The sequence below is a fragment of the Bacillus salitolerans genome, assembly GCF_042680805.1.
Lineage (GTDB): Bacteria > Bacillota > Bacilli > Bacillales > SA4 > Bacillus_CJ > Bacillus_CJ salitolerans.
In genome coordinates, this window is sequence record NZ_JBHUEM010000020.1 from 160,564 (window position 1) to 180,677 (window position 20,114).

A 20,114-nucleotide genomic window follows, 5' to 3' on the forward strand; every position below is an offset into this window, starting at 1 on the left:
AGAAGAAATAAAGAGAGGGGGAGGAAAGCCACTTGGAAATTTTTATTCAACAATTATTCAACGGGTTAACAATTGGAAGCGTTTACAGTTTAGTTGCACTTGGGCTAACGCTTGTTTATGGTATTCTGCACATTCCTAATTTTGCTCACGGAGCCTTTTACATGATGGGTGGATATATGACTCTTACATTTATGACAAAGCTGAGTATTCACTATTGGATTGCGATAGCTCTCTCAATGATTGTAGTTGGTTTATTAGCCTTACTCATGGAGAGAATTGTCTTTCATCCTCTTCGTAAAGCACCACCAATACATGATAAGATTGCAGCTATTGGGATCTTGTTGTTTCTTGAGGCTTTAGCTCAGTTCATATGGGGAGCGGACTATCAAATAATGCCATCTCCATACGGTCAAGTCGTCAATGTTTTAGGATTAACATTTACATTGCAAAGAATTCTCATCATTGTTTCAGCTGTAATTGTTATGGTTTTGCTTTATTTATTCTTAAAAAAGACATTTACTGGTGCAACCATTATTGCTATGTCACAAAACCGTGAAGGAGCGAATTTAGTAGGCATTAATACAAACAAGGTTGCAATGTTAACCTTTCTCATTTCAGGAGCACTTGCAGCTTTGGCTGCTTCACTATCTGCACCTATTAATCTTGTTTTTCCTGGAATGGGACATTTAGTTATTTTAAAAGCATTTGTCATAATCATTCTAGGTGGGATGGGAAGTATTCCAGGAGCCATAATTGGGGGATATATTTTAGGGTTTAGTGAGAGTTTAGGTGCTACTTACTTCTCTAATGATTATAAGGATATCATTGCTTTTGTGTTGCTAGTCCTTATCATGTCTGTTAAGCCAACAGGTTTATTTGCGAAAGGGGGACACTCATGATATCTATGAATCGTAAAAATATATATCTACTAATCTTAATCACCTTATCCATAGTATTTCCTTTTGCCTTTCAGAATGAATACCTTATTCATATTATGACAATCTCGTTTATTTGGATCATTGCTGTATATGGACTGAATTTGTTAGCCGGTTATACAGGGTACTTATCACTTGCACATGCTGGTTTTTTTGCTATAGGAGCTTATAGCCTCGGTTTATTAACAGTAAAAGCGCATGTTCCATTTTGGTTAGCATTTGCCCTAGCTCCAATAATAACAAGCTTAATAGGTTTTCTAATTGGGTTAATTGCACTCCGAACTAAAGAACATTTTTTTGCTATATATACTCTTTGTGTTGGCTATATTATTTATCTAGTCATTGATAAGTGGGAGGGACTAACAGAGGGTGTCCGTGGTCTTATTGGAATTCCAGCCCCAGCTAATATTGGTCCTATAACCTTTCAGTCATCTATTTCTGTTTATTACCTAGTCTTGGTTTTTCTATTCATAACGGCATTTGTTATGTATCGAATTGTTCATTCTTTAAATGGAAGAACGTATATCGCTATTCGTAATAGTGAAGAGCTTGCCAAGACAATTGGTATTAATACGATGAGGAATAAACTAACTGTGTTTGTAACTTCCACCTTTTTTGCAGGGTTATCAGGTGCCCTATATGCATGCTTTATTCGTTTTATTGGACCAGACATCGGAGGAATTTCAGTTACTTTTGATCTATTAATCTATATGCTAATTGGTGGAATTGGTACTCTGTCAGGTCCAATTGTGGGTACTTTATTAATTGTTTGGTTGTCACAGCAGCTACAATTTTTACAAGATTATCGAATGCTCATATTTGGACCTGTGTTAACCCTTCTAATTATTTTTTATCCAAGAGGAATTGTAGGTGGTGTAATGGGTTGGATACAAGTCTATCAAGAAAGAAAAAAACGGGGAACACAAGCTAGTGTCGACTCCAATTCTATAAATGCCCAAAAAGTAGAGGAGGGGTGATCGTGCTTTTAGAAACAAGAAAATTATCAAAAAAATTTGGAGGACTTGTAGCAGTCAATGATGTTGATTTTACGATAGAAGAGGGCAAAATTAATGCTATTATCGGTCCAAATGGTGCAGGAAAATCAACCTTTTTTAACTTAATTAGTGGATTTCATCCCCCGAGCGCTGGACAAATCCTATTTAAAGGGGAAGACATTACAAACCTTCCATCAAATAAAATTGCAGAAATGGGTATAGCTAGAACCTTTCAAACAACGAATCTATTTGAGCAGACCACGGTATTAGAAAACGTAATCGTTGGACACAGACTAAGAACAAAATCTAATCTAGTTGATGCACTCTTTAGAACGAAACGTTTAAAGGCTGAAGAGAAAAAGTGCTGGGAAAAAGCAATAGAAGTCCTTGATTTTGTAGGATTAACTCACATCGAGAACAAATATGTAGGTAGCATTTCGCAAGAGGAGAAAAAGAGAGTTGCCATCGCACTTGCACTTGCAACTGAACCTAAAATGATTTTCCTTGATGAGCCAGCTGCTGGCGTAAATCCAGATGAAACAGAAGGGCTTGTAAATCTAATCCGAAAAATAGCTAAAAAAGGGATTACAGTCAGTTTAATTGAGCATAAAATGCAAATGATTATGAAGCTTGCGGATAATATTATGGTCTTAAATTATGGTGAAAAAATTGCAGAAGGAACTCCTGAACAAATTAAAACCAATCAAGAGGTAATAGAAGCTTATTTAGGGGGGAGTGTTATTGCTTAACCTTACCAATGTTTCGGTTCAATATGGTAGCTTCACCGCGATTCGTTCAATCAATTTTGAGGTAAATGAAGGAGAAATCATTGTTTTGTTAGGTGCGAATGGTGCTGGGAAAAGTACAATCTTTCATACCATAAGTGGACTCGTAAAGCCAAGTAATGGAGAAATATATTTTCAAGAAAGAGACGTTCACAGGACATCTCCTGATCGGATTGTGCAGTTAGGTCTTGTTCAATGTGCAGAGGGACGAAAGCTGTTCCCTAGTATGAGTGTTTATGAGAATTTAAAAATGGGTGCGTATATTCACCGTAAAATGAAAAGTGAAATAAAACAATCACTTGAGTATGTTTATAATCTTTTTCCAATTTTGAAAGATAAACGAAACGATCCTTCTGGTTCCTTAAGTGGCGGGCAACAACAGATGCTTGCAATTGGTAGAGCACTTATGGCAAAGCCTAAGCTTATGATGCTTGATGAACCATCCATTGGGCTAGCTCCTTTGATAGTGGAACGTATGTTTGAAGTGATTGAACAGATTAATAATGAGGGTACTTCGATTTTATTAGCGGAGCAGAATGCAAATGCTGCACTTAGGATTGCTGATAGGGGATATGTGCTTGAGAATGGATCGATTGTTATGAAAGGTACAGCAAAGGAATTACTTTCAAACGATGATATTCGAAAAGCGTATATTGGGGCATAATGTATAACTTTACTTGAAGGAGGTGGTGAAGAACAAATATCGCAACAAAATTTCTGAATTTTCAATTATCAATAAGATGAAATGAGGGGGAAAATGATGAGAAACGGAAAGTTTTTATGGATCATTTGTGTATTATTCACCTTATTGTTTAGTTTAGCAGCTTGTAATAGTACTACAACCGATTCTAATAATGAGGAAGCGAATAATACTAATGAAACTGATCACAATGAGACCTCGGATAAAAATGAGGAGAGTGCAAGTGCTACAAATACTGCCACAATAAACATTGGATATAGTGGTCCTTTAAGCGGACCAGCGGCCTTTTATGGAAAACGCACTTTAAATGGCGTGTTAATGGCAGCAGAAGAAATAAATGATGCAGGAGGATTTGAGGTAGGGGGAACAAAGTATATGGTCAATGTCGTTTCTCTTGATGATAAGTACTTACCTAATGAAACGGCCAATAACGCGAAACGACTACTACAAGAAAACAAAACACCGATTATTTTTACCCCACACAGTGGTGGAATATTTGCATTACAAGTGTTTAATCAGCAAGATAAATTTATTATTGGTGCCTATTCAAGCGAACCTAAAATAACAGAATCTGGAAATACACTCACTGTGCGTATACCACCACGATATGATGGGTATTTAGAGCCATTTACAACCTATACCATGGAAAAGTTCGGAAAGAGAATTGCCTTCCTACCAACAGCCTCACAATATGGAAAAGACTGGTCTGAGAAGCTACATCCATTTTGGGAAGGTAAAGGTGGCGAGGTTGTCTTTAATTCCTCGATTGACTTTGCTAAAGAAACAGATTTCTTTACAATCGTAACAAATGCCCTAAAAGAGAAGCCTGATGTTCTATTCATTGGTGGACCTTCAGAACCAACTGCAAAGGTTGCTATGCAGGCTCGTGAGTTAGGATTTGAAGGTGGATTTATTGTAATGGATCAAGCTAAGTTCGACGAAATGTTACGAGTGACAGGTTCTTATGATGTGTTAAATGGAGCTATAGGGGTCATGCCTCTCGTTAATTCCGAAACCGCAGCCATTCCTGCATTTGTTGAGAAATATAAAGCTGAATATGGTGAAGACCCTGGTTCAGAAGCTGGATTAAACTACATTGCCATGCATGCATTTGTGGAGGCAATGAAGGCTGCGGGGACTGTTGAAGATGTAGAAGCTATTCATTCACATATGCAAGCTGGTTTAGATAATTTACCTGAAGAAAGTAGGATTTATATTATTCCGTCAATCGGTGGAGACGGTGGTTTTGAAGCTGATTTAGTTGTTGCGGCAATTGAGGACGGCAAAGTTGTTCCAATCGAGGTAGATTAACATAATTATATTATGTAAACTAAAGCAAAGTGGAGCCTTATTTCCACTTTGCTTTTCATTTATAAGGAGAGCCTAAATGCTTTAACGATAATTCCATCCCCAGCAGGTTCAAAATCGTGTTCAGGTAGAAGTGGTAACAGTGGTGCCCAAGTCACAAAGCTACAACAAAATTTAAATGCAATTAAGGCTCAAAACACAGTCCCAAATATGACGACCATTAGTGTCAACGGGGTTTTTGGAACTTCGACAGTAGATAACCTTAAAAAGGTCCAATCATATTATGGATTAACTGCAGACGGTGTGTATGGTACATCTTCTCGAAATCTATTTATGGACCTTATCGGTTCTTCGTCAGAGGGATATATACGATTCCCATTTGGTGGAGGAGTAGGGTTTAAAAACAGAAATGATGAATCCTATGAATCGGTTGATTACAGCTGGTTAACAGTTGATGCAATGAATACAGCTATGTCCTTTGCTGTTTACGCTTCAGGGGTTTTACACAAAGACCTACTCTTTAATGATGGAAGCTACATCAATGGCGGAGATAACACAGACCATGACACTCATACAGATGGAAGAGATCTAGATATATCAACATCCAATTTAACGACAGATGCAGAGCTGAAAACGGCATTGGAGTATATTATAGCTCAATCCAATGTTGAGAGAGTGTTGTTCAAAGAGACTTATGTCTTACCAAAAGTGGTTAAGGACGCAGGTCACTATGACCACTTTCATGTAGATTTTTATAAGTAATATAAAAAATTGAAGGTAGAGAGGTGTTATCTCTCTACCTTGATTATTGTTTTTAAGCTTTCTACGACTTCTTCTCTTTCAATTACATTGGTGTACAAGATGGTTACTTCAAGATTGTGTTCTTCTACATAAAATGATGAGGTACGGAGGGATAGTAATTGATGACTTCCTATGTATTCAATATATGGCAATAAATCTTCCTCTATGATATTTATTCCACTTTTACTGATTGCTAAAGTATAGTTATTATTCCTAATATCCTTCAGTTCATAATTCTCCGAGTGAAAACCAAGCCCAATGTCATTATTATCTACAAATTGAAATCCATCCTCTAAATCAACACTCATAAATGAGTAGTGTGAAGGTAAATAGAAACAATAAGTTCCAAGAAATTCACCACACATTAAGTGATATATTTTTCCATTATTGAGTTTTTTTTCCTTCGGAAGTTGTTCTGTATTATCGACTACTTCAAGAGTAATTAATTTTTCTGTACCTTCTGGAGCAATAAGAACTTCTTTTTCGTCTGCATCTTCATAGATGTGATCTGGCATTCCTTCAATGTAGCCATTCTTATTTTCATCTTCCTTTGATTCAATATCTGAACTAACATCATCTGGCTTTGGTTCACATGCTACGAGTAATATAATAACAAAAGCAATTATTTTAAGGATTTTAAACATATTTACCTCCTAAAACACTGATTTTTTCCTTCTTTTTCCTTTCTTATATAATAGATTAACTATTACAAACAAGAAATAAGGAAAAGTACTTAAGTTAGGTTCTTAAAATAGAGAAGAGGTAGGAGCAATATGATCATAGTTGGTAATATGGAAAACAACTATCCGATTTCTTTTATTCATACTTAGTAGCAACACAGAACCAAAATAGGGCATAAAAAGAGGTCGACAACTCTATATTTGGAACAAAAGGATTAAAAAAATATAACACAAAATAAATTTTGTGTTATTCCCAAAGACTGTCAGAAGAAAATAAAGTATTAGATTGAAAAATAAAGTGTTAGACTAGGAAAATAAAGTTGTAGACTTAGAAAATAAAGTAATAGACTAGCAACTGGTGCCCGTTGGTTAAGCTAACGGGCAGGATAAGGAATTTTTGAAAGGTTATTGATACAATAGAAAGGTGGGAGATTTTTGATAGAAACAAAACGTCTTATAATTAGAGAAATGGGGCAGTCCGATTATGATGCATTGTGCGGAATATTGTGTGATGAGGAAGTAATGCGTGCTGCTTATGAAAGAGCATTCAACTTAGAAGAAGCACAAAATTGGCTTAACAGACATCTTAAAAGATATGAAGAATATGGTTTTGGACTTTGGGCTGTTGTATTAAAAGAAACAAACGAAATGATTGGTCAATGTGGCTTGACAATGCAAGGCTGGAGAGAAAAAGAAATTTTGGAAATAGGATTTTTGTTTCAAAAAGCGTATTGGCACAAAGGTTACGCAACAGAAGCGGCAATTGCTTGCAACGAATACGCTTTTTCAGTTCTTAATGCAAATAGGGTTTATTCTATTATTAGGGACACAAATATAGCCGCTCAAAAAGTTGCTGTTCGAAACGGTATGAATATTATTGATAAAGATACTAAGAATTTTAGGAATATAGATATGGAATTTTTTCTGTATTCTGTAGAGCGAACAAAATGAGCAGGTGAAATTGAAAAAGGTTTCCATGATGAACCCATATACTGTTTGAAATTGAGCTAACAGAGAACGTTAGTTCAACAAAGCGGCGGCAGTCTAAATAAGTCAGGATGAGTTTCTAAAAATATGGAACAAACTTAAACAAGATTTTACAAATATGTAAGTTGTGGAGGGTGTCAAAATTACTTTTTGGCACCCTTTTTTTATTATAGGTTAATGGGTAAGGAGTGCTTTGTAAATAACTTTTAAGAGAAAAGTTATATGTCATTGATATAAAACCTATGTAATTTTTTAGTGTTTTTAAAGTGCATACACTTTAAAAACATATACCCTACTAGCCCCTATTATTTGGAGTAAATAAAGCGAAGAATAATCAGTTACACCATTTCTATTCAATAAAAACCTACCTTCGCTTTCTCTCTGCATTTTAAGTTTTTTTGCAACTTTGACGTACATGGAACGATTATTATAGTGAGGACTATTCCACCTTGATTAACTCCTGAATGTCGATGTCTAACAGTTTGCATACCGTTTCTAAGGTCGTTAGATAAACAAAGAATACGTTTTACTGAGCGTAAAGGTAATCCTGCACATAGTGCTGCTCATTTTGATAAATTAAAAATGCATTATCAGCAAAGTGAAAAGTATGGAAAAGCAGGAGTAAGAGAACTATCAGATGGAAGAATTAGATACTATGGTGAGATACCCCCGGCTACTAAAGCTGGTGAAATGGCAGGGAGAAGAGTATTAAGAGAGTGGAACCCTGCAACAGGTCTAAAAAAAACATGGCATGAAACTATAGACCATAATGGAATAATAAGGAAGTTAGACCTTATGTGAAATTTACAGGTGGGTCAAAAGTTCATTACAGATTTGACGGTAATGGAAGTTATAACGGAAAGTGGAGAAAAAATGGGTCATCCAACAAAAGAAGAGATTTACGGGATTTACATAAGCTGGTAAAGGGATAATAAATTTTTACTTGTAGGAGGAAGAGTATGTTTCAATTTGGTTTTTTTGTTGTTTGCTTGTTTTTGCTAGCTGTATCTATGTATATGTTTTCAAAAAGTGCATCTGAACGAGCTAGGGCTAGAACACAACATTTCTATGCCTCGTAAATTCAGACAACTTACTAGTCAACAAATAAGTTTGGTCTCTTTAAATACCATATAACAAAGTGAATCCTTTTATAAAGTTCTACGTCTAACATGTTAAGCGTGCAAAAAAAGATACGAAAAATAAGGAGATCAACTACAATGAAAAAAAAGATTCTATATATAGTGGGAACATCAATTTTAATTACATCTTTATTAGCTGGCTGTGGAACAAAATCAATACAGCAGGATGAAGTATCTGCCATTCCAGATAAAATGGAAGAGAAAGAGGACTTAAAGCAAGACGAAGGAAAGTTTTTATCCTCCTATGAACTGCATAGTGATTCAGGTACTATCGGCATAACATATGAGTTCAAAAATGTCTCTGGACAGTCACAAACTCTCACATTTCCTAATGGATTACGTGCAGATTGTATGCTGTTTAATGAAAATGGTGATTTACTTTATCAACATTCAAGTCAATTTATGGTTACTCAAGCTATTGAGGAGCAGATTCTAGAACCAAATGAATCTATCATCACAGACTTCATGATGTCTGAATTACCTGATGGGAAGTATCAATTAGTTATGTTTACTACATCTAATGGAGAAGAAGGCAAAATTACTACGGATATAACTATTGAAAATTCAATCTATCATAAAGAAAAAGGCAAATTAGTTGGGTGGGCGGACAACCACTCTGTTGAGTTTGATGTAAATGGGGAGGTAAAAACATTTCAACTGACTGATATAGCGATTGAGCAAATTTCGACATTAGAAGAAGGAGATGAAGTAGAAATCTCCTATACCGTGACAGAAATTGAGGCACCTACTATTATCCACATCGTGGTTCCTACAAAGAAAGTAGTACAAGATACATCAGTGCTCGCTTAAAATGAGAAGCTCGTTTCCATATACCGAGATATTAAACATAATAAATCAACTGAAGCACTAAAAGTACTTACTCCATTTGAAGTTTTCCAACTTTATATGTATTCAAAAAAGCAGGAGGACTTTGAAACATTATTCCATTTACATCCAATGGAAGATGATAATATGCCGCTTGAGCGATTTCTAACTGATTATGCAACTGAAGAAGCCAAAAAAGGAAACAATGCATTTTTTAAGAAATTAGAAGGTGTACGTAATTTTTATTCTACGTCCAATTGATCCAACGAGAACAGTTGTTTCATTTCAGTTGGTGAATGAGGAAATGATTATTGACTTTCAACTTGTCAAGCTAGAGGATGGAAGCTGGCGAGCAGGATGGGTACCCATGCAATAAATTAAACAAATATTCATCAGAGCCATTTCTTCAAGAAGGAGAAGTGGTCTTTTTTGTTGAAGTAATGTATTAAACTTTTATATAGGAGTAAAATCATGGATTATAAAGTGAAAACATATGAAGATGCTGTAAAAATCATTAATGAGATTGGCTTCCTACCTCTAGCCTCATTAGTACCAGAATATCCATCCTTAAATAGTATTACGTCAAAAGAAAGCTGGCATACTGATACAGAATATGATCCTTGGATCTGGAGAACAAAATTTTCAACAGACGGAGTCGCAGGATACGGGAAATTCATTCAGAAGAAATCTATATTAATTTCGAGGGATCTGCTCCCATATGTCAAGAAAGTGTTGGGGTACAATGAATTTGTTGAAGATCGCTACTTAAAGGGCAATGTCTCACGAGAAGCTTTATCAATCTATAAAATCATTGATGAAGAGGCTGGAATAGACACAAGAGTGCTTAGAAAAAAAGCAGGTTTACAGGATAAGGAAAATAAAAAGGTTTTTGATCATGCCCTGCAGGAACTGCAAGGAACCATGGATATTGTAATTTCAGGAATAAAAGAACAAAAAGATGAAAATGGAGAAAAGAATGGGTGGAACAGTACAGCATTTGAAACGTATGAATCATGGTCTAGTCGAAATGGGATTCAAGAAATAATTATGAAAAGGGAGGAAGCAAAGGATTATCTACTACAATTCTTTGCTCAATTTGCAAGTCCTGTTTCAGTTAAGAAGTTTAAGAAGATATTTAAATAAACATAAAACAACAGACTCATAGGGAAAAATGAGTCTGTTGTTTTATGTTTATCTTAATCATTCGCTTGTTCTTCACCAGAGGAATCGTCTGTTTCAAGCTTTTCATCCTCTTCACCCTCAGTTGTATCAGATGTAATACCTTCACGATTCACTTTCAACTCAAAATATTTATCTAGCACTCTCTCACCAATGATTTTATTAACTGGATTCTGGTCATTGTCAAGGAATGGAACGACAATTGAAAATGCAATTTCAGGCTGGTCATATGGTGCATAACCTACTAATGTTAAGTTGTTTAATTGATGGGACGTTTTTGTGTTGACATCATAATATGGCCTTTGGGCAGTACCAGTTTTTCCAGCAGGTTTGTAGGCTTTGTCACTAAACCAACTTCCCGCCGTACCACCTGGCTCCATTACTTGTTTAAACCCTTGTTGTACTCGAAGAAGATGTTCCTGTGACATATCAATTTTATTAAGAACAACAGGTGTAAATGGCTTTAATATTGGACCTAATGAATCCGAGATAGTAGGCTGTCTAATTTCATGTACTAATTGCGGCTTCATACGATAGCCTCCATTAGCGATTGTTGAAATATATTGAGCAAGCTGCATCGGAGTATATGTGTCATATTGGCCGATTGCGAAGTCTAGGAATAACCCAGGGTACTGGAAAATATCATTACTTGCATACCCATCCTCTTCATAAGGTAAGTCAATTCCTGTTGGAACACCTAAACCAAATTGATTAAAGTAATTACGGAACTGAACAATGGCTTCTGTATTACGTGGTACAGCCATACCAGAGTAGTAGTTTGATCCAAGCGAACGTAAGGCAATATGGAACATATAGACGTTTGAAGACTTTTGCAGGGCCTGAAGATCATTAACTGGACCTAGATTTTTATAAGATCCTTTGTCAGGTGTTCCTTTTAAACTCATCCTTTGATCTCGAATAACTTCTCCCGGACGAATAACACCTGAGTCAAATCCAGATAAAACAGTAGCACCTTTTACAGCTGAACCAACTTCAGTTGCATAAGTGATAGTCCCAAGGGCATAGTCTTGAATTTCATAGGATCCATCTTTTTTAGAAATTTGTTTCCCAGCTAATGATAAAACCTCACCTGTTTGAGGATGCATAAGGACGACAAAAGCACGATCTAAAAATGTAGCACCAGGTTTTTCCTTTGCATTAATGAGCTCCTCAATAAGAATTTTTTCCACTTCTTGCTGGAGTTCAAAGTCAATAGATAGTACGAGGTCATTCCCTGGTACTCCCTCTCTTATTACCTCACTTTGTAAAATAGCGCCAGCTTTATTCGTAATAAACTGAATTTGTCCTTTTTGTCCTACTAAGACATCCTCGTATTGTTGTTCAAGCTGGCTTTTTCCAACACGGTCTTTCCGGTTATAACCTCTAGATAAAAAGTAATCAAGAGATTCCAGTGGAAGTCCTTCTTCACTTGTCGTGATGTTACCTAGAACAGAGCGGAGAGTGCCTTCAATTTCGTACTTTCGATCCCAGTTTGAGGTAATAGTGATACCAGGTAAAGAATCTAGGTTTTCAGCTACAACAGCTAATTCTTCATTGGTTAGTGTTTTATCTTTAACCGTCACAGGTGATAGGGCATATCCACTGTTAAGTTCACGGAATATGGCTGCTACCTCCAATTCTTCTTGTGAAAATGAATCGATTTGTTCCGATGACAGTGTTTCAATAATTTGTTTGTAGATTTCATCATCTTTTATCTCAGGGTTATCCGACTTTATTTGTGATGATAATTCTTTCACTTCATCTCTATGAGTTAAGATCCAAAAATCCTTTAAATCTCTTTCCGTTAATTTATCCGTTTCTTTTTCAATCAGAGTGGAGAGCTTTTCGGCAAGATCTAATATGGTGCTTTGTGATGTTTCTTGTGTTCTAGTATATGTTATCGCATTGACAAGCTTGTTATTTACAATAATCTCTCCATTGCGATCGTACATTTTTCCGCGGGGAACTTGTGTTGAAACGTGAACATTTTCCGTTCTAGCAATCTCTTTTTTGTAATCTTCACCATGGACAATCTGAATTAACCCTAAACGTAAAATGAGAAGAGTAAATAATAAAAATACAAAAACAAATAGAAGGTTTAGCCGAAATGGTATCGGATTTTTTTTCGTTTTAATTTGAAACAACTCCTTCGCTGCTAAAAGCTATATATCTATTATACTTATATTCAATTAGAAAGTTATAATTTATATTTCTTCTGTATTATAATGTGTTTTATGATGGAAGTCATATATGAATACTTCTATTTTATAAGAAAAGAATTGAAATATATCTAGGCAAAATATAGTAATGAAGAATTTTCAAGAAATCGGTAGGCAAGTAGAACCCATTTCATTCACATTATATTCAAATAAGGGTTGTATTTTTTTACAGAACGATTTTTTTTTTCAATGTACTCATTCATTGTTTATCACAAATGCAAATCAAGTTAGACCGAGTGTCATTGACACTCGGTCTTTCTCATTGCTTAGGAATTATGTATGCTCACTATTTGTGGATAACTGAGTGATGTTCGTAGTAATCCGGCTCCAGCGCCCAGTCAAGATGAAATTGCAAAGATCGTCGCAATTTCATCCTACTCGAGGGAAAAAGAAAAATCACTTTTTCCTTGGTCAAATAACCCTTGAAGAGTAAAAGGGAAAGAGCGCCCTTTTTCTTCAAGGAACATTTGCTATGCCTGAGGATAAACGGGGCGCCCTGAGCCTTTTGTTCTTTTAATGATATTTAGGTTCTAATGTTTCGAGGTCGTCAATAAATTGCCGAATCTCTTCTTGTGAAAGGGGAATTAACATTTGGTCATAAAGTGTAATAATTTGTCCGTCCTTATTATCAGAATGGCCTTTCAAATAATGATATAAGTAGCTCCATTGGGTCTTTTTTAGAATTGATGCGGTGTTATGATATTTTACTCGTTGTAAATAAAATTCATTATTCAGTTCATCGAATTCCCCTGAAATGATTATTCCATCAATCTTCAACATTCTCACTCCATTTATTTGGCGTAGGATAAAAGATCGTTAATTATTTGAGTCTACTACATTTTTTAACACGAATAGTTTTCTTATTCAAATAAGTGTTAATGATGTTGTATAATTATGTTTAAAAGTAATTAATTTTATGTCATAAAGTAAGAAAAGACAAATGTGGGGTGTATGAATGATTTAAAAAGTCATACATTCAAAACATGTAAAAGATAGCTGGTGCTGGTCATCTACTAAATATGGAAAAGCCTGATGAATGTAACCAAATTGTGAAGGAATGATAATCTTTGAGTCTCAGGTCATAGAGAAAAATTTGTAGAAAAAAAGCATAAAAACACGAAAAAAATATGAAATGTAAGGGTTTTCATAAACTGTCTCGTATCAAGAGTTGTGTTACAATATTTTCTATCATTATTTTTGGAAAATTCAAACTGTTTGAGAGTGAGGTTGTCCCTATGACAAAAACCCTTCAGCGTGTAAAAGTAGAAGACATTTTAAGGGCGTATCATGTATTAAAGGATATTGTTCATAAAACCCCGTGTCAAAAGGATGAGATTTTATCTGAACAATATGAATGTAATGTTTTTTTAAAACGTGAGGATTTGCAAAAGGTTCGATCATTTAAATTAAGAGGTGCCTATTATTATGTGCAAAGTTTAACTAGCGAAGAAAGGGAGAGGGGAATTGTTTGTGCTAGTGCAGGCAATCATGCTCAAGGAGTTGCCTTTGCTTGTAAAGCTTTGGGTATTAAAGGGAAAATCTTTATGCCTTCAACGACACCTAGACAAAAAATAGCTCGTGTTGAATTCTTTGGTGGAAGAGAAATCGAACTGATATTAACAGGTGATTCATTTGATGATTCCTATGAAACAGCTATTCGTTATTGTAAAACTCACGGAATGAACTTTATTCATCCGTTTGATGATTATATGACAATAACGGGCCAAGGGACGATTGGAGTTGAGGTTCTTCAAGAGATGGAGGAGCCAATTTCATATATATTTATGAGTATCGGTGGTGGCGGATTAGTGTCAGGTGTTGGCTCCTACGTAAAAAGTATGAGCCCAGACACCAAAATAATTGGGGTAGAACCAGCAGGTGCTGCAAGTATGAAAAGTTCAATTGAGAAAAATGAAGTTGTTACATTAGATTGTATAGATAAATTTGTGGACGGTGCCGCAGTGAAGCAAGTAGGACACCTTACTTTTGAGATGACTCGGGAATTAGTTGATGATATTGTAGTTGTACCAGAAGGGAAAATCTGTTCAACGATTTTATCTTTATACAATGAGAATGCAATAATTGCAGAACCGGCAGGAGCATTGTCAATTGCCGCACTTAACGATTATAGGGAACAAATTAAAGGGAAAAATATAGTTTGTATTGTAAGTGGTGGAAATAATGATATTGACCGAATGCAAGAGATTAAAGAACGCTCGTTAATCTATGAAGGACTTAAACATTACTTCATTGTTAATTTCCCTCAAAGAGCAGGTGCACTTCGTGAGTTTATGCATGATGTTTTAGGGAAAAATGACGATATTACAAGGTTTGAATATACAAAAAAAAACAATCGCGATAAAGGACCTGTTTTAGTAGGGGTTGAACTTAAGTCCAAAGAGGACTATGACAATTTAATTGAGAATATGAAGAAAAAAGGGTTTACATATTTAGAAATTAATAAAGATCCTAATTTGTTCAACTTATTAATATAAACGTAAAAATTACAACCTATCTTAGAAAGAATGAGGCTATAATGTCTCATTCTTTTTTTTGTAAGAAAAAAATTTTTTTGAACATTTTTTGGAAGCGTTTTCTTTGTTAATTGGACAATGATGTAAGCGTTTTATAAATTGTCAGTATTGTCAGAATAATCTAAAATTGGTGTTGACTCCCAATTTATTCGGTATTACAATAGCAAAAAAATAAGATATTAAACAGTAACTTCAAAAATCGTACTCATAATCAAGAGTGTGTCTAGGGTTCCGATGCTAGAAAAAACATAGCATGACTGGTCCAAGCGACACAAGCACTTATTACTTGGTGTACACCGTGAGGACAAAAGCCTCTGCGGCAGGTCTTGATTCTTGCAGCTCCTACTCCTGACTGCTTGAAATCATTCCTGTTTGTAGGGGCTTTTTGTCGTCTTAATTTTCAATAGAAAAGGAGAGTTGAAAAATGAGTAAATGGATTTATTTGAATGGAGAGCTAGTTGAAAAAGAAAAAGCTGTTGTTTCTGTGTATGACCACGGATTCTTGTATGGAGATGGAGTATTTGAAGGTATTCGAATGTACGCAGGAAACGTATTTCGTCTTCGTGAACATATTGAACGCTTATACGAATCTGCTAGGTCCATCCTTCTCGAAATACCTTATTCCGTAGAAGAAATGGAGCAAATTGTCATTGATACACTAAGAAAAAATCAATTTCACGACACTGCATATATTCGATTAGTTGTATCTAGGGGGGCAGGTGATCTCGGACTAGACCCTACTAAATGTCATCAACCGAATGTTGTTGTTATCACGGAGCAGCTTGCCTTATTTCCAAAAGCGCTTTATGAAAATGGAATTTCAATGGTAACGGTACCTACAAGAAGAAGTCGACCAGATATTTTAAGTCCTAAAGTGAAATCGCTTAACTATTTGAATAATATTATGGTCAAAGTTGAAGCGACAAACGCCGGTGCAGATGAGGCGTTAACCGTTAATACAGAAGGTTATGTTGCCGAAGGATCGGGACAAAATATCTTTCTTGTAAAAAAAGGTGAGTTAATTACGCCACCTAGTTATGTAGGAGCATTAGAAGGAATTACACGTAACGCTATCATGGATTTGGCCAAAGATCTGGGCTATGTCGTAAAAGAATTACCTTTTACAAGGCATGATGTATATGTTGCAAACGAAGTATTCTTAACAGGAACCGCCGCCGAAGTGATTCCAGTTGTAAAAATCGATGGAAGAGTAATATCAGATGGAAAACCTGGCCCACATACACAAGCTCTTCTACATGCGTTTCGAAATCACGTTGTTAAGGATGGAATGAAAATATATCCATCTGAAAAGATTCAAGCAGGCTAAATAAAAAAAGGAAGAGGTATAAAAATGAGAAGTGACATGATTAAAAAGGGTGTCAATCGTGCACCTCATCGAAGCTTGCTATACGCAACTGGAGTCAAGCATGAAGATATGGATAAACCCTTTATTGGGGTCTGTAATTCATATATTGATATTATTCCGGGACATATGCATTTAAACAAATTTGCAGAAGTCGTAAAAGAAGCTATTCGAGAGGCAGGCGGTATTCCATTTGAATTCAACACGATAGGGGTAGATGATGGGATTGCCATGGGACATATAGGGATGCGTTATTCCTTACCAAGTCGTGAGTTGATTGCGGATTCAGCTGAGACGGTTATTAATGCTCACTGGTTTGATGGTGTTTTTTATATCCCAAATTGTGACAAAATCACCCCTGGTATGCTAATGGCAGCGGTTAGAACAAATGTACCAGCTGTGTTTGTATCTGGTGGTCCAATGGAAGCGGGGAAAAGTAAGGATGGAAAACCACTTTCTTTAGTATCAGTGTTTGAAGGAGTTGGAAGTTTTCTATCTGGAACACTAAGTCGAGAAGAGCTGTTAGAAATTGAGTCAAGTGCCTGTCCTACTTGTGGGTCATGCTCAGGAATGTTTACAGCAAATTCGATGAATACGTTAATGGAAATGCTTGGGGTAGCGTTGCCAGGAAACGGAACGATTGTGGCCACTTCAGACGACAGACACAAGCTTATTAAAGAAGCAGCTAAACATTTAATAGAATTAGTGAAAAAAGATATTCGGCCTAGAGACATCATAACGAAAGAGGCTATAGATGATGCTTTTGCTCTTGACATGGCCATGGGGGGCTCAACCAACACCGTATTACATACATTAGCAATTGCACATGAAGCCGAAATTGAGTATGAGCTGTCAGATATTAATAAAATAGCAGAAAAAGTTCCGTATCTTTCAAAAATCTCTCCTGCGTCTGACTTTTCGATGCAAGATGTTCATGAGGCTGGTGGGGTAAGTGCGATTATTAAAGAACTATGCAAAATCGATGGTGCCATTCACCCGGATCGAATGACCGTCTCGGGACGCACATTACGGGAAACAGTTGAACATTCTGAAATCATAAATGATAACGTGATTCGCAGAAAAGAGGACCCATATAGCCCAGTTGGAGGATTATCAGCTTTATTCGGTAATCTCGCTCCAAAAGGTAGTGTGATAAAAGTCGGCGCAGTAGACCCTTCTATTAAAAGATTTCGGGGAGAGGCTATAATTTTTGAGTCCCAAGATGAAGCACAAGAGGGGATTGATTCAGGTCTTGTTAAAGAAGGTCACGTTGTAGTGATTCGTTATGAAGGACCAAAGGGTGGACCTGGTATGCCAGAAATGCTTGCTCCAACATCGTCAATTGCAGGAAGAGGATTATCTACAAAGGTAGCGTTGCTAACAGATGGTAGATTTTCTGGTGCAACTAGAGGTATCTCAATTGGTCATATCTCCCCAGAGGCAGCAGAGGGAGGTCCAATTGCATTTGTAGAAAACGGTGATTTGATTTCAATCGATCTCGAAATGAGAACCATTCATTTACATGTCTCTGATGATGAATTTGAAGTTAGGAAAAGACAATGGATTAAGCCAGAACCAAAAGTGAAAACAGGATATTTAGCGAGATATTCAAAGCTTGTAACGTCAGCAAATACAGGTGCAGTATTAAAAATATAGCATTTTAAGGAGGTGGCAAATATAAAGTGAAAACGCTCGAAGAGAAAACGAGTCAAATCCTTTCCGGCTCAAAAATGTTAGTAGAAGCTTTGAAGGAAGAGAATGTTGAGGTTGTATTTGGTTACCCAGGTGGTGCAGTATTAAATATTTATGACGCTTTATTTGACGGAGGTATTCCTCATATTTTACCTCGTCACGAACAAGGAGCCATACATGCAGCAGAGGGATATGCAAGAATATCTGGTAAGCCAGGAGTTGTGATTGCAACATCAGGGCCAGGTGCAACAAATATTATGACCGGATTAGCGGATGCCATGATGGATTCTCTACCTCTTGTAGTTTTTACAGGACAGGTAAATGATTTCGCTTTAGGGTCAGATGCCTTTCAAGAAGCTCCAATCTTAGGTATGTCCACACCTGTAACAAAACACAATTATCAAGTTCGTGATGTAAAAGACTTGCCTAGGACGATTAAAGAGGCGTTTTACATTGCCACAACCGGAAGACCGGGACCTGTGTTAATCGATATACCAAAGAATATTAGTGCCGCTGCTTGTTTGTTTCATTACCCAGAACATGTGCACTTACCTGGTTATCAGGTTGTTTCAAACCCAGACAAAAGTGCGTTAACTACTCTAGTTGAGGCTATTCATTCATCTAAAAAACCAATCATCCTTGCAGGTGCCGGGATATTACTTTCAAAAGCAAATGGTGAACTATTAACGTTTGTTCAAAAGACAAAGATTCCGGTAGTAAATACGCTACTTGGTCTAGGAAGTTTTCCGGCAAGTCACTCATTATTTTTAGGTATGGGCGGTATGCACGGTACGTATGCTGCCAATATGGGCTTATATGAATGTGATTTATTGATCAATATTGGTGCTCGTTTTGATGATCGTTTAACAGGTAATATAGAGCATTTTGCTAAATTTTCAACAGTAGTTCATATAGACATTGATCCAGCTGAAATCGGTAAAAATGTTTTTACGCATATACCAATCGTAGGTGATGCTAAGGAGACTTTACACCTACTAAATGAAGAAAGCTATACATCAACGTTTCTAGAATGGCATGATTATTTATCAGAACTTATGAGAGAGTTTCCACTTTGGTATGAAGATGATTTACATTCCTTTAAACCACAGAGATTAATAGAGTCCATTCACGCCTGTACAAATGGGAATGCGGTGATAACAACGGACGTCGGACAGCATCAGATGTGGGCTGCTCAATTCTACGGATTTGACTCGCCGAATAAGTGGGTAACCTCTGGTGGATTAGGAACAATGGGGTTCGGATTACCAGCAGCAATTGGTGCACAAATTGCACAACCTAATGAGTTGGTAATCGCAATTCTAGGCGATGCAGGGTTTCAGATGACCATGCAAGAGCTTGCATTGTTAACTCATTACAAGCTACCCATTAAGGTAGTGATTGTTAACAATCAATCTATGGGAATGGTTCGCCAATGGCAGGAAATTTTTTACGATGGTAGGTATTCACATTCATTGCTTCCTGATCAACCGGATTATGTAAAACTAGCTTCCGCATTTGGTTTAAAAGGTGTTGTCATTCAAAGTGAAGACTCGTTTATCCATAATTTAAAAGCCGCGATTGATTTAAATGAACCGATTATTTTAGACTGCCGGATAACCAAGACTGAAAATGTATACCCAATGGTTTCACCAGGTAAAGGAATTCACGAAATGGTAGGTGTCAAACCTTGAAAAGAACGCTATCAATGATCGTAAATAATCAGCTTGGTGTATTGAATAGACTCACAAACTTATTCTTAAGAAAAGGGTTAAATATTGATAGTTTATCAGTAGGACCACTAGACGGAAAGCAAATGTCGCTTCTAACAGTGGTAGTCTCTATTAATGAAGAGAAAGAGGTAGAGCAGATAAAAAGACAGTTAGAAAAACAAATTGATGTTTTACAAATTACCGATTTTAATCAACATTATCAGAATTTTACAAATGCAAGAGGTTAGATAGGAAAAGTTAAT

Annotated in this window: 19 protein-coding genes and 1 pseudogene; 16 read left to right on the top strand and 4 right to left on the bottom strand. The window is 36.3% G+C overall.

Annotated elements, in window-relative coordinates; translation table 11 throughout:
* The first annotated feature begins 32 nt into the window (after positions 1 to 32).
* From ACFSCX_RS12430 to ACFSCX_RS12455, 6 genes are all read left to right on the top strand, one after another.
* Complete coding sequence (locus tag ACFSCX_RS12430) at positions 33 to 899, top strand: branched-chain amino acid ABC transporter permease (protein ID WP_377928572.1); 867 nt, start codon at positions 33 to 35, stop codon at positions 897 to 899.
* Entirely contained in the window at positions 896 to 1,912 is a 1,017-nt protein-coding gene (locus tag ACFSCX_RS12435; protein ID WP_377928573.1) for a branched-chain amino acid ABC transporter permease, read from the top strand. The genes ACFSCX_RS12430 and ACFSCX_RS12435 overlap by 4 nt, the downstream gene beginning before the upstream one ends.
* Positions 1,913 to 1,914: 2 nt before the next feature.
* Complete coding sequence (locus ACFSCX_RS12440; protein ID WP_377928574.1) at positions 1,915 to 2,679, top strand: ABC transporter ATP-binding protein; 765 nt, start codon at positions 1,915 to 1,917, stop codon at positions 2,677 to 2,679.
* Entirely contained in the window at positions 2,672 to 3,379 is a 708-nt protein-coding gene (locus ACFSCX_RS12445; RefSeq protein ID WP_377928575.1) for an ABC transporter ATP-binding protein, read from the top strand. The genes ACFSCX_RS12440 and ACFSCX_RS12445 overlap by 8 nt, the downstream gene beginning before the upstream one ends.
* A 96-nt stretch (positions 3,380 to 3,475) precedes the next feature.
* The gene (locus ACFSCX_RS12450) at positions 3,476 to 4,726 is read left to right on the top strand and encodes an ABC transporter substrate-binding protein (RefSeq protein ID WP_377928576.1); all 1,251 of its coding nucleotides are present in this window, start codon (positions 3,476 to 3,478) and stop codon (positions 4,724 to 4,726) included.
* Between the two features lie 48 nt (positions 4,727 to 4,774).
* The gene (locus tag ACFSCX_RS12455; RefSeq protein ID WP_377928578.1) at positions 4,775 to 5,485 is read left to right on the top strand and encodes a peptidoglycan-binding domain-containing protein; all 711 of its coding nucleotides are present in this window, start codon (positions 4,775 to 4,777) and stop codon (positions 5,483 to 5,485) included.
* 26 nt (positions 5,486 to 5,511) lie between these two features.
* Here the strand turns inward: ACFSCX_RS12455 and ACFSCX_RS12460 are convergent, their stop codons facing one another.
* Positions 5,512 to 6,168: a hypothetical protein gene (locus ACFSCX_RS12460; RefSeq protein WP_377928580.1), complete on the bottom strand. Its 657-nt coding sequence runs from the start codon at positions 6,166 to 6,168 to the stop codon at positions 5,512 to 5,514.
* Positions 6,169 to 6,639: 471 nt separating this feature from the next.
* On the opposite strand from ACFSCX_RS12460, the gene ACFSCX_RS12465 reads away from it, so the two are divergent.
* Entirely contained in the window at positions 6,640 to 7,155 is a 516-nt protein-coding gene (locus ACFSCX_RS12465; protein ID WP_377928582.1) for a GNAT family N-acetyltransferase, read from the top strand.
* A 475-nt stretch (positions 7,156 to 7,630) separates the two neighbouring features.
* Here the strand turns inward: ACFSCX_RS12465 and ACFSCX_RS25710 are convergent.
* Positions 7,631 to 7,699: pseudogene (locus tag ACFSCX_RS25710) on the bottom strand (helix-turn-helix domain-containing protein); the annotation flags it as partial.
* 74 nt (positions 7,700 to 7,773) lie between these two features.
* Here ACFSCX_RS25710 and ACFSCX_RS12470 point away from each other — a divergent pair.
* The 4 genes from ACFSCX_RS12470 (at position 7,774) to ACFSCX_RS12485 (ending at position 10,298) form a co-directional block, all read left to right on the top strand.
* Complete coding sequence (locus ACFSCX_RS12470) at positions 7,774 to 7,992, top strand: hypothetical protein (RefSeq protein ID WP_377928584.1); 219 nt, start codon at positions 7,774 to 7,776, stop codon at positions 7,990 to 7,992.
* A 416-nt stretch (positions 7,993 to 8,408) separates the two neighbouring features.
* Positions 8,409 to 9,140 carry a BsuPI-related putative proteinase inhibitor gene (locus ACFSCX_RS12475; protein WP_377928585.1) on the top strand — a complete coding sequence of 244 codons (732 nt, stop codon included), beginning with the start codon at positions 8,409 to 8,411 and terminating at the stop codon, positions 9,138 to 9,140.
* 244 nt (positions 9,141 to 9,384) lie between these two features.
* A complete protein-coding gene (locus ACFSCX_RS12480; RefSeq protein WP_377928586.1) occupies positions 9,385 to 9,531 on the top strand; it encodes a hypothetical protein in 147 nt (48 codons plus the stop codon).
* A gap of 95 nt (positions 9,532 to 9,626) precedes the next feature.
* Positions 9,627 to 10,298, top strand: coding sequence for an AlkZ-related protein (locus ACFSCX_RS12485; RefSeq protein WP_377928587.1), 672 nt, complete (start codon positions 9,627 to 9,629; stop codon positions 10,296 to 10,298).
* Positions 10,299 to 10,351: 53 nt separating this feature from the next.
* On the opposite strand, the gene ACFSCX_RS12490 is transcribed toward ACFSCX_RS12485, so the two are convergent.
* Positions 10,352 to 12,469, bottom strand: a complete 2,118-nt coding sequence (locus ACFSCX_RS12490; RefSeq protein ID WP_465252670.1) for a peptidoglycan D,D-transpeptidase FtsI family protein — start codon at positions 12,467 to 12,469, stop codon at positions 10,352 to 10,354.
* A 597-nt stretch (positions 12,470 to 13,066) separates the two neighbouring features.
* A complete protein-coding gene (locus ACFSCX_RS12495) occupies positions 13,067 to 13,330 on the bottom strand; it encodes a hypothetical protein (RefSeq protein ID WP_377928589.1) in 264 nt (87 codons plus the stop codon).
* Between the two features lie 458 nt (positions 13,331 to 13,788).
* On the opposite strand from ACFSCX_RS12495, the gene ilvA reads away from it, so the two are divergent.
* From ilvA to ilvN, 5 genes are all read left to right on the top strand, one after another.
* Positions 13,789 to 15,048: a threonine ammonia-lyase IlvA gene (ilvA, locus tag ACFSCX_RS12500; RefSeq protein ID WP_377928590.1), complete on the top strand. Its 1,260-nt coding sequence runs from the start codon at positions 13,789 to 13,791 to the stop codon at positions 15,046 to 15,048.
* A gap of 463 nt (positions 15,049 to 15,511) precedes the next feature.
* Complete coding sequence (gene ilvE / locus ACFSCX_RS12505; RefSeq protein ID WP_377928591.1) at positions 15,512 to 16,414, top strand: branched-chain-amino-acid transaminase; 903 nt, start codon at positions 15,512 to 15,514, stop codon at positions 16,412 to 16,414.
* A gap of 24 nt (positions 16,415 to 16,438) precedes the next feature.
* A complete protein-coding gene (gene ilvD, locus ACFSCX_RS12510; protein WP_377928592.1) occupies positions 16,439 to 18,106 on the top strand; it encodes a dihydroxy-acid dehydratase in 1,668 nt (555 codons plus the stop codon).
* 26 nt (positions 18,107 to 18,132) lie between these two features.
* Positions 18,133 to 19,833 (top strand): biosynthetic-type acetolactate synthase large subunit, encoded by a 1,701-nt coding sequence (ilvB, locus tag ACFSCX_RS12515; RefSeq protein ID WP_377928593.1) that lies wholly within the window; start codon positions 18,133 to 18,135, stop codon positions 19,831 to 19,833.
* Complete coding sequence (gene ilvN, locus ACFSCX_RS12520; RefSeq protein ID WP_377928594.1) at positions 19,830 to 20,099, top strand: acetolactate synthase small subunit; 270 nt, start codon at positions 19,830 to 19,832, stop codon at positions 20,097 to 20,099. The genes ilvB and ilvN overlap by 4 nt, the downstream gene beginning before the upstream one ends.
* Positions 20,100 to 20,114: the final 15 nt, after the last annotated feature.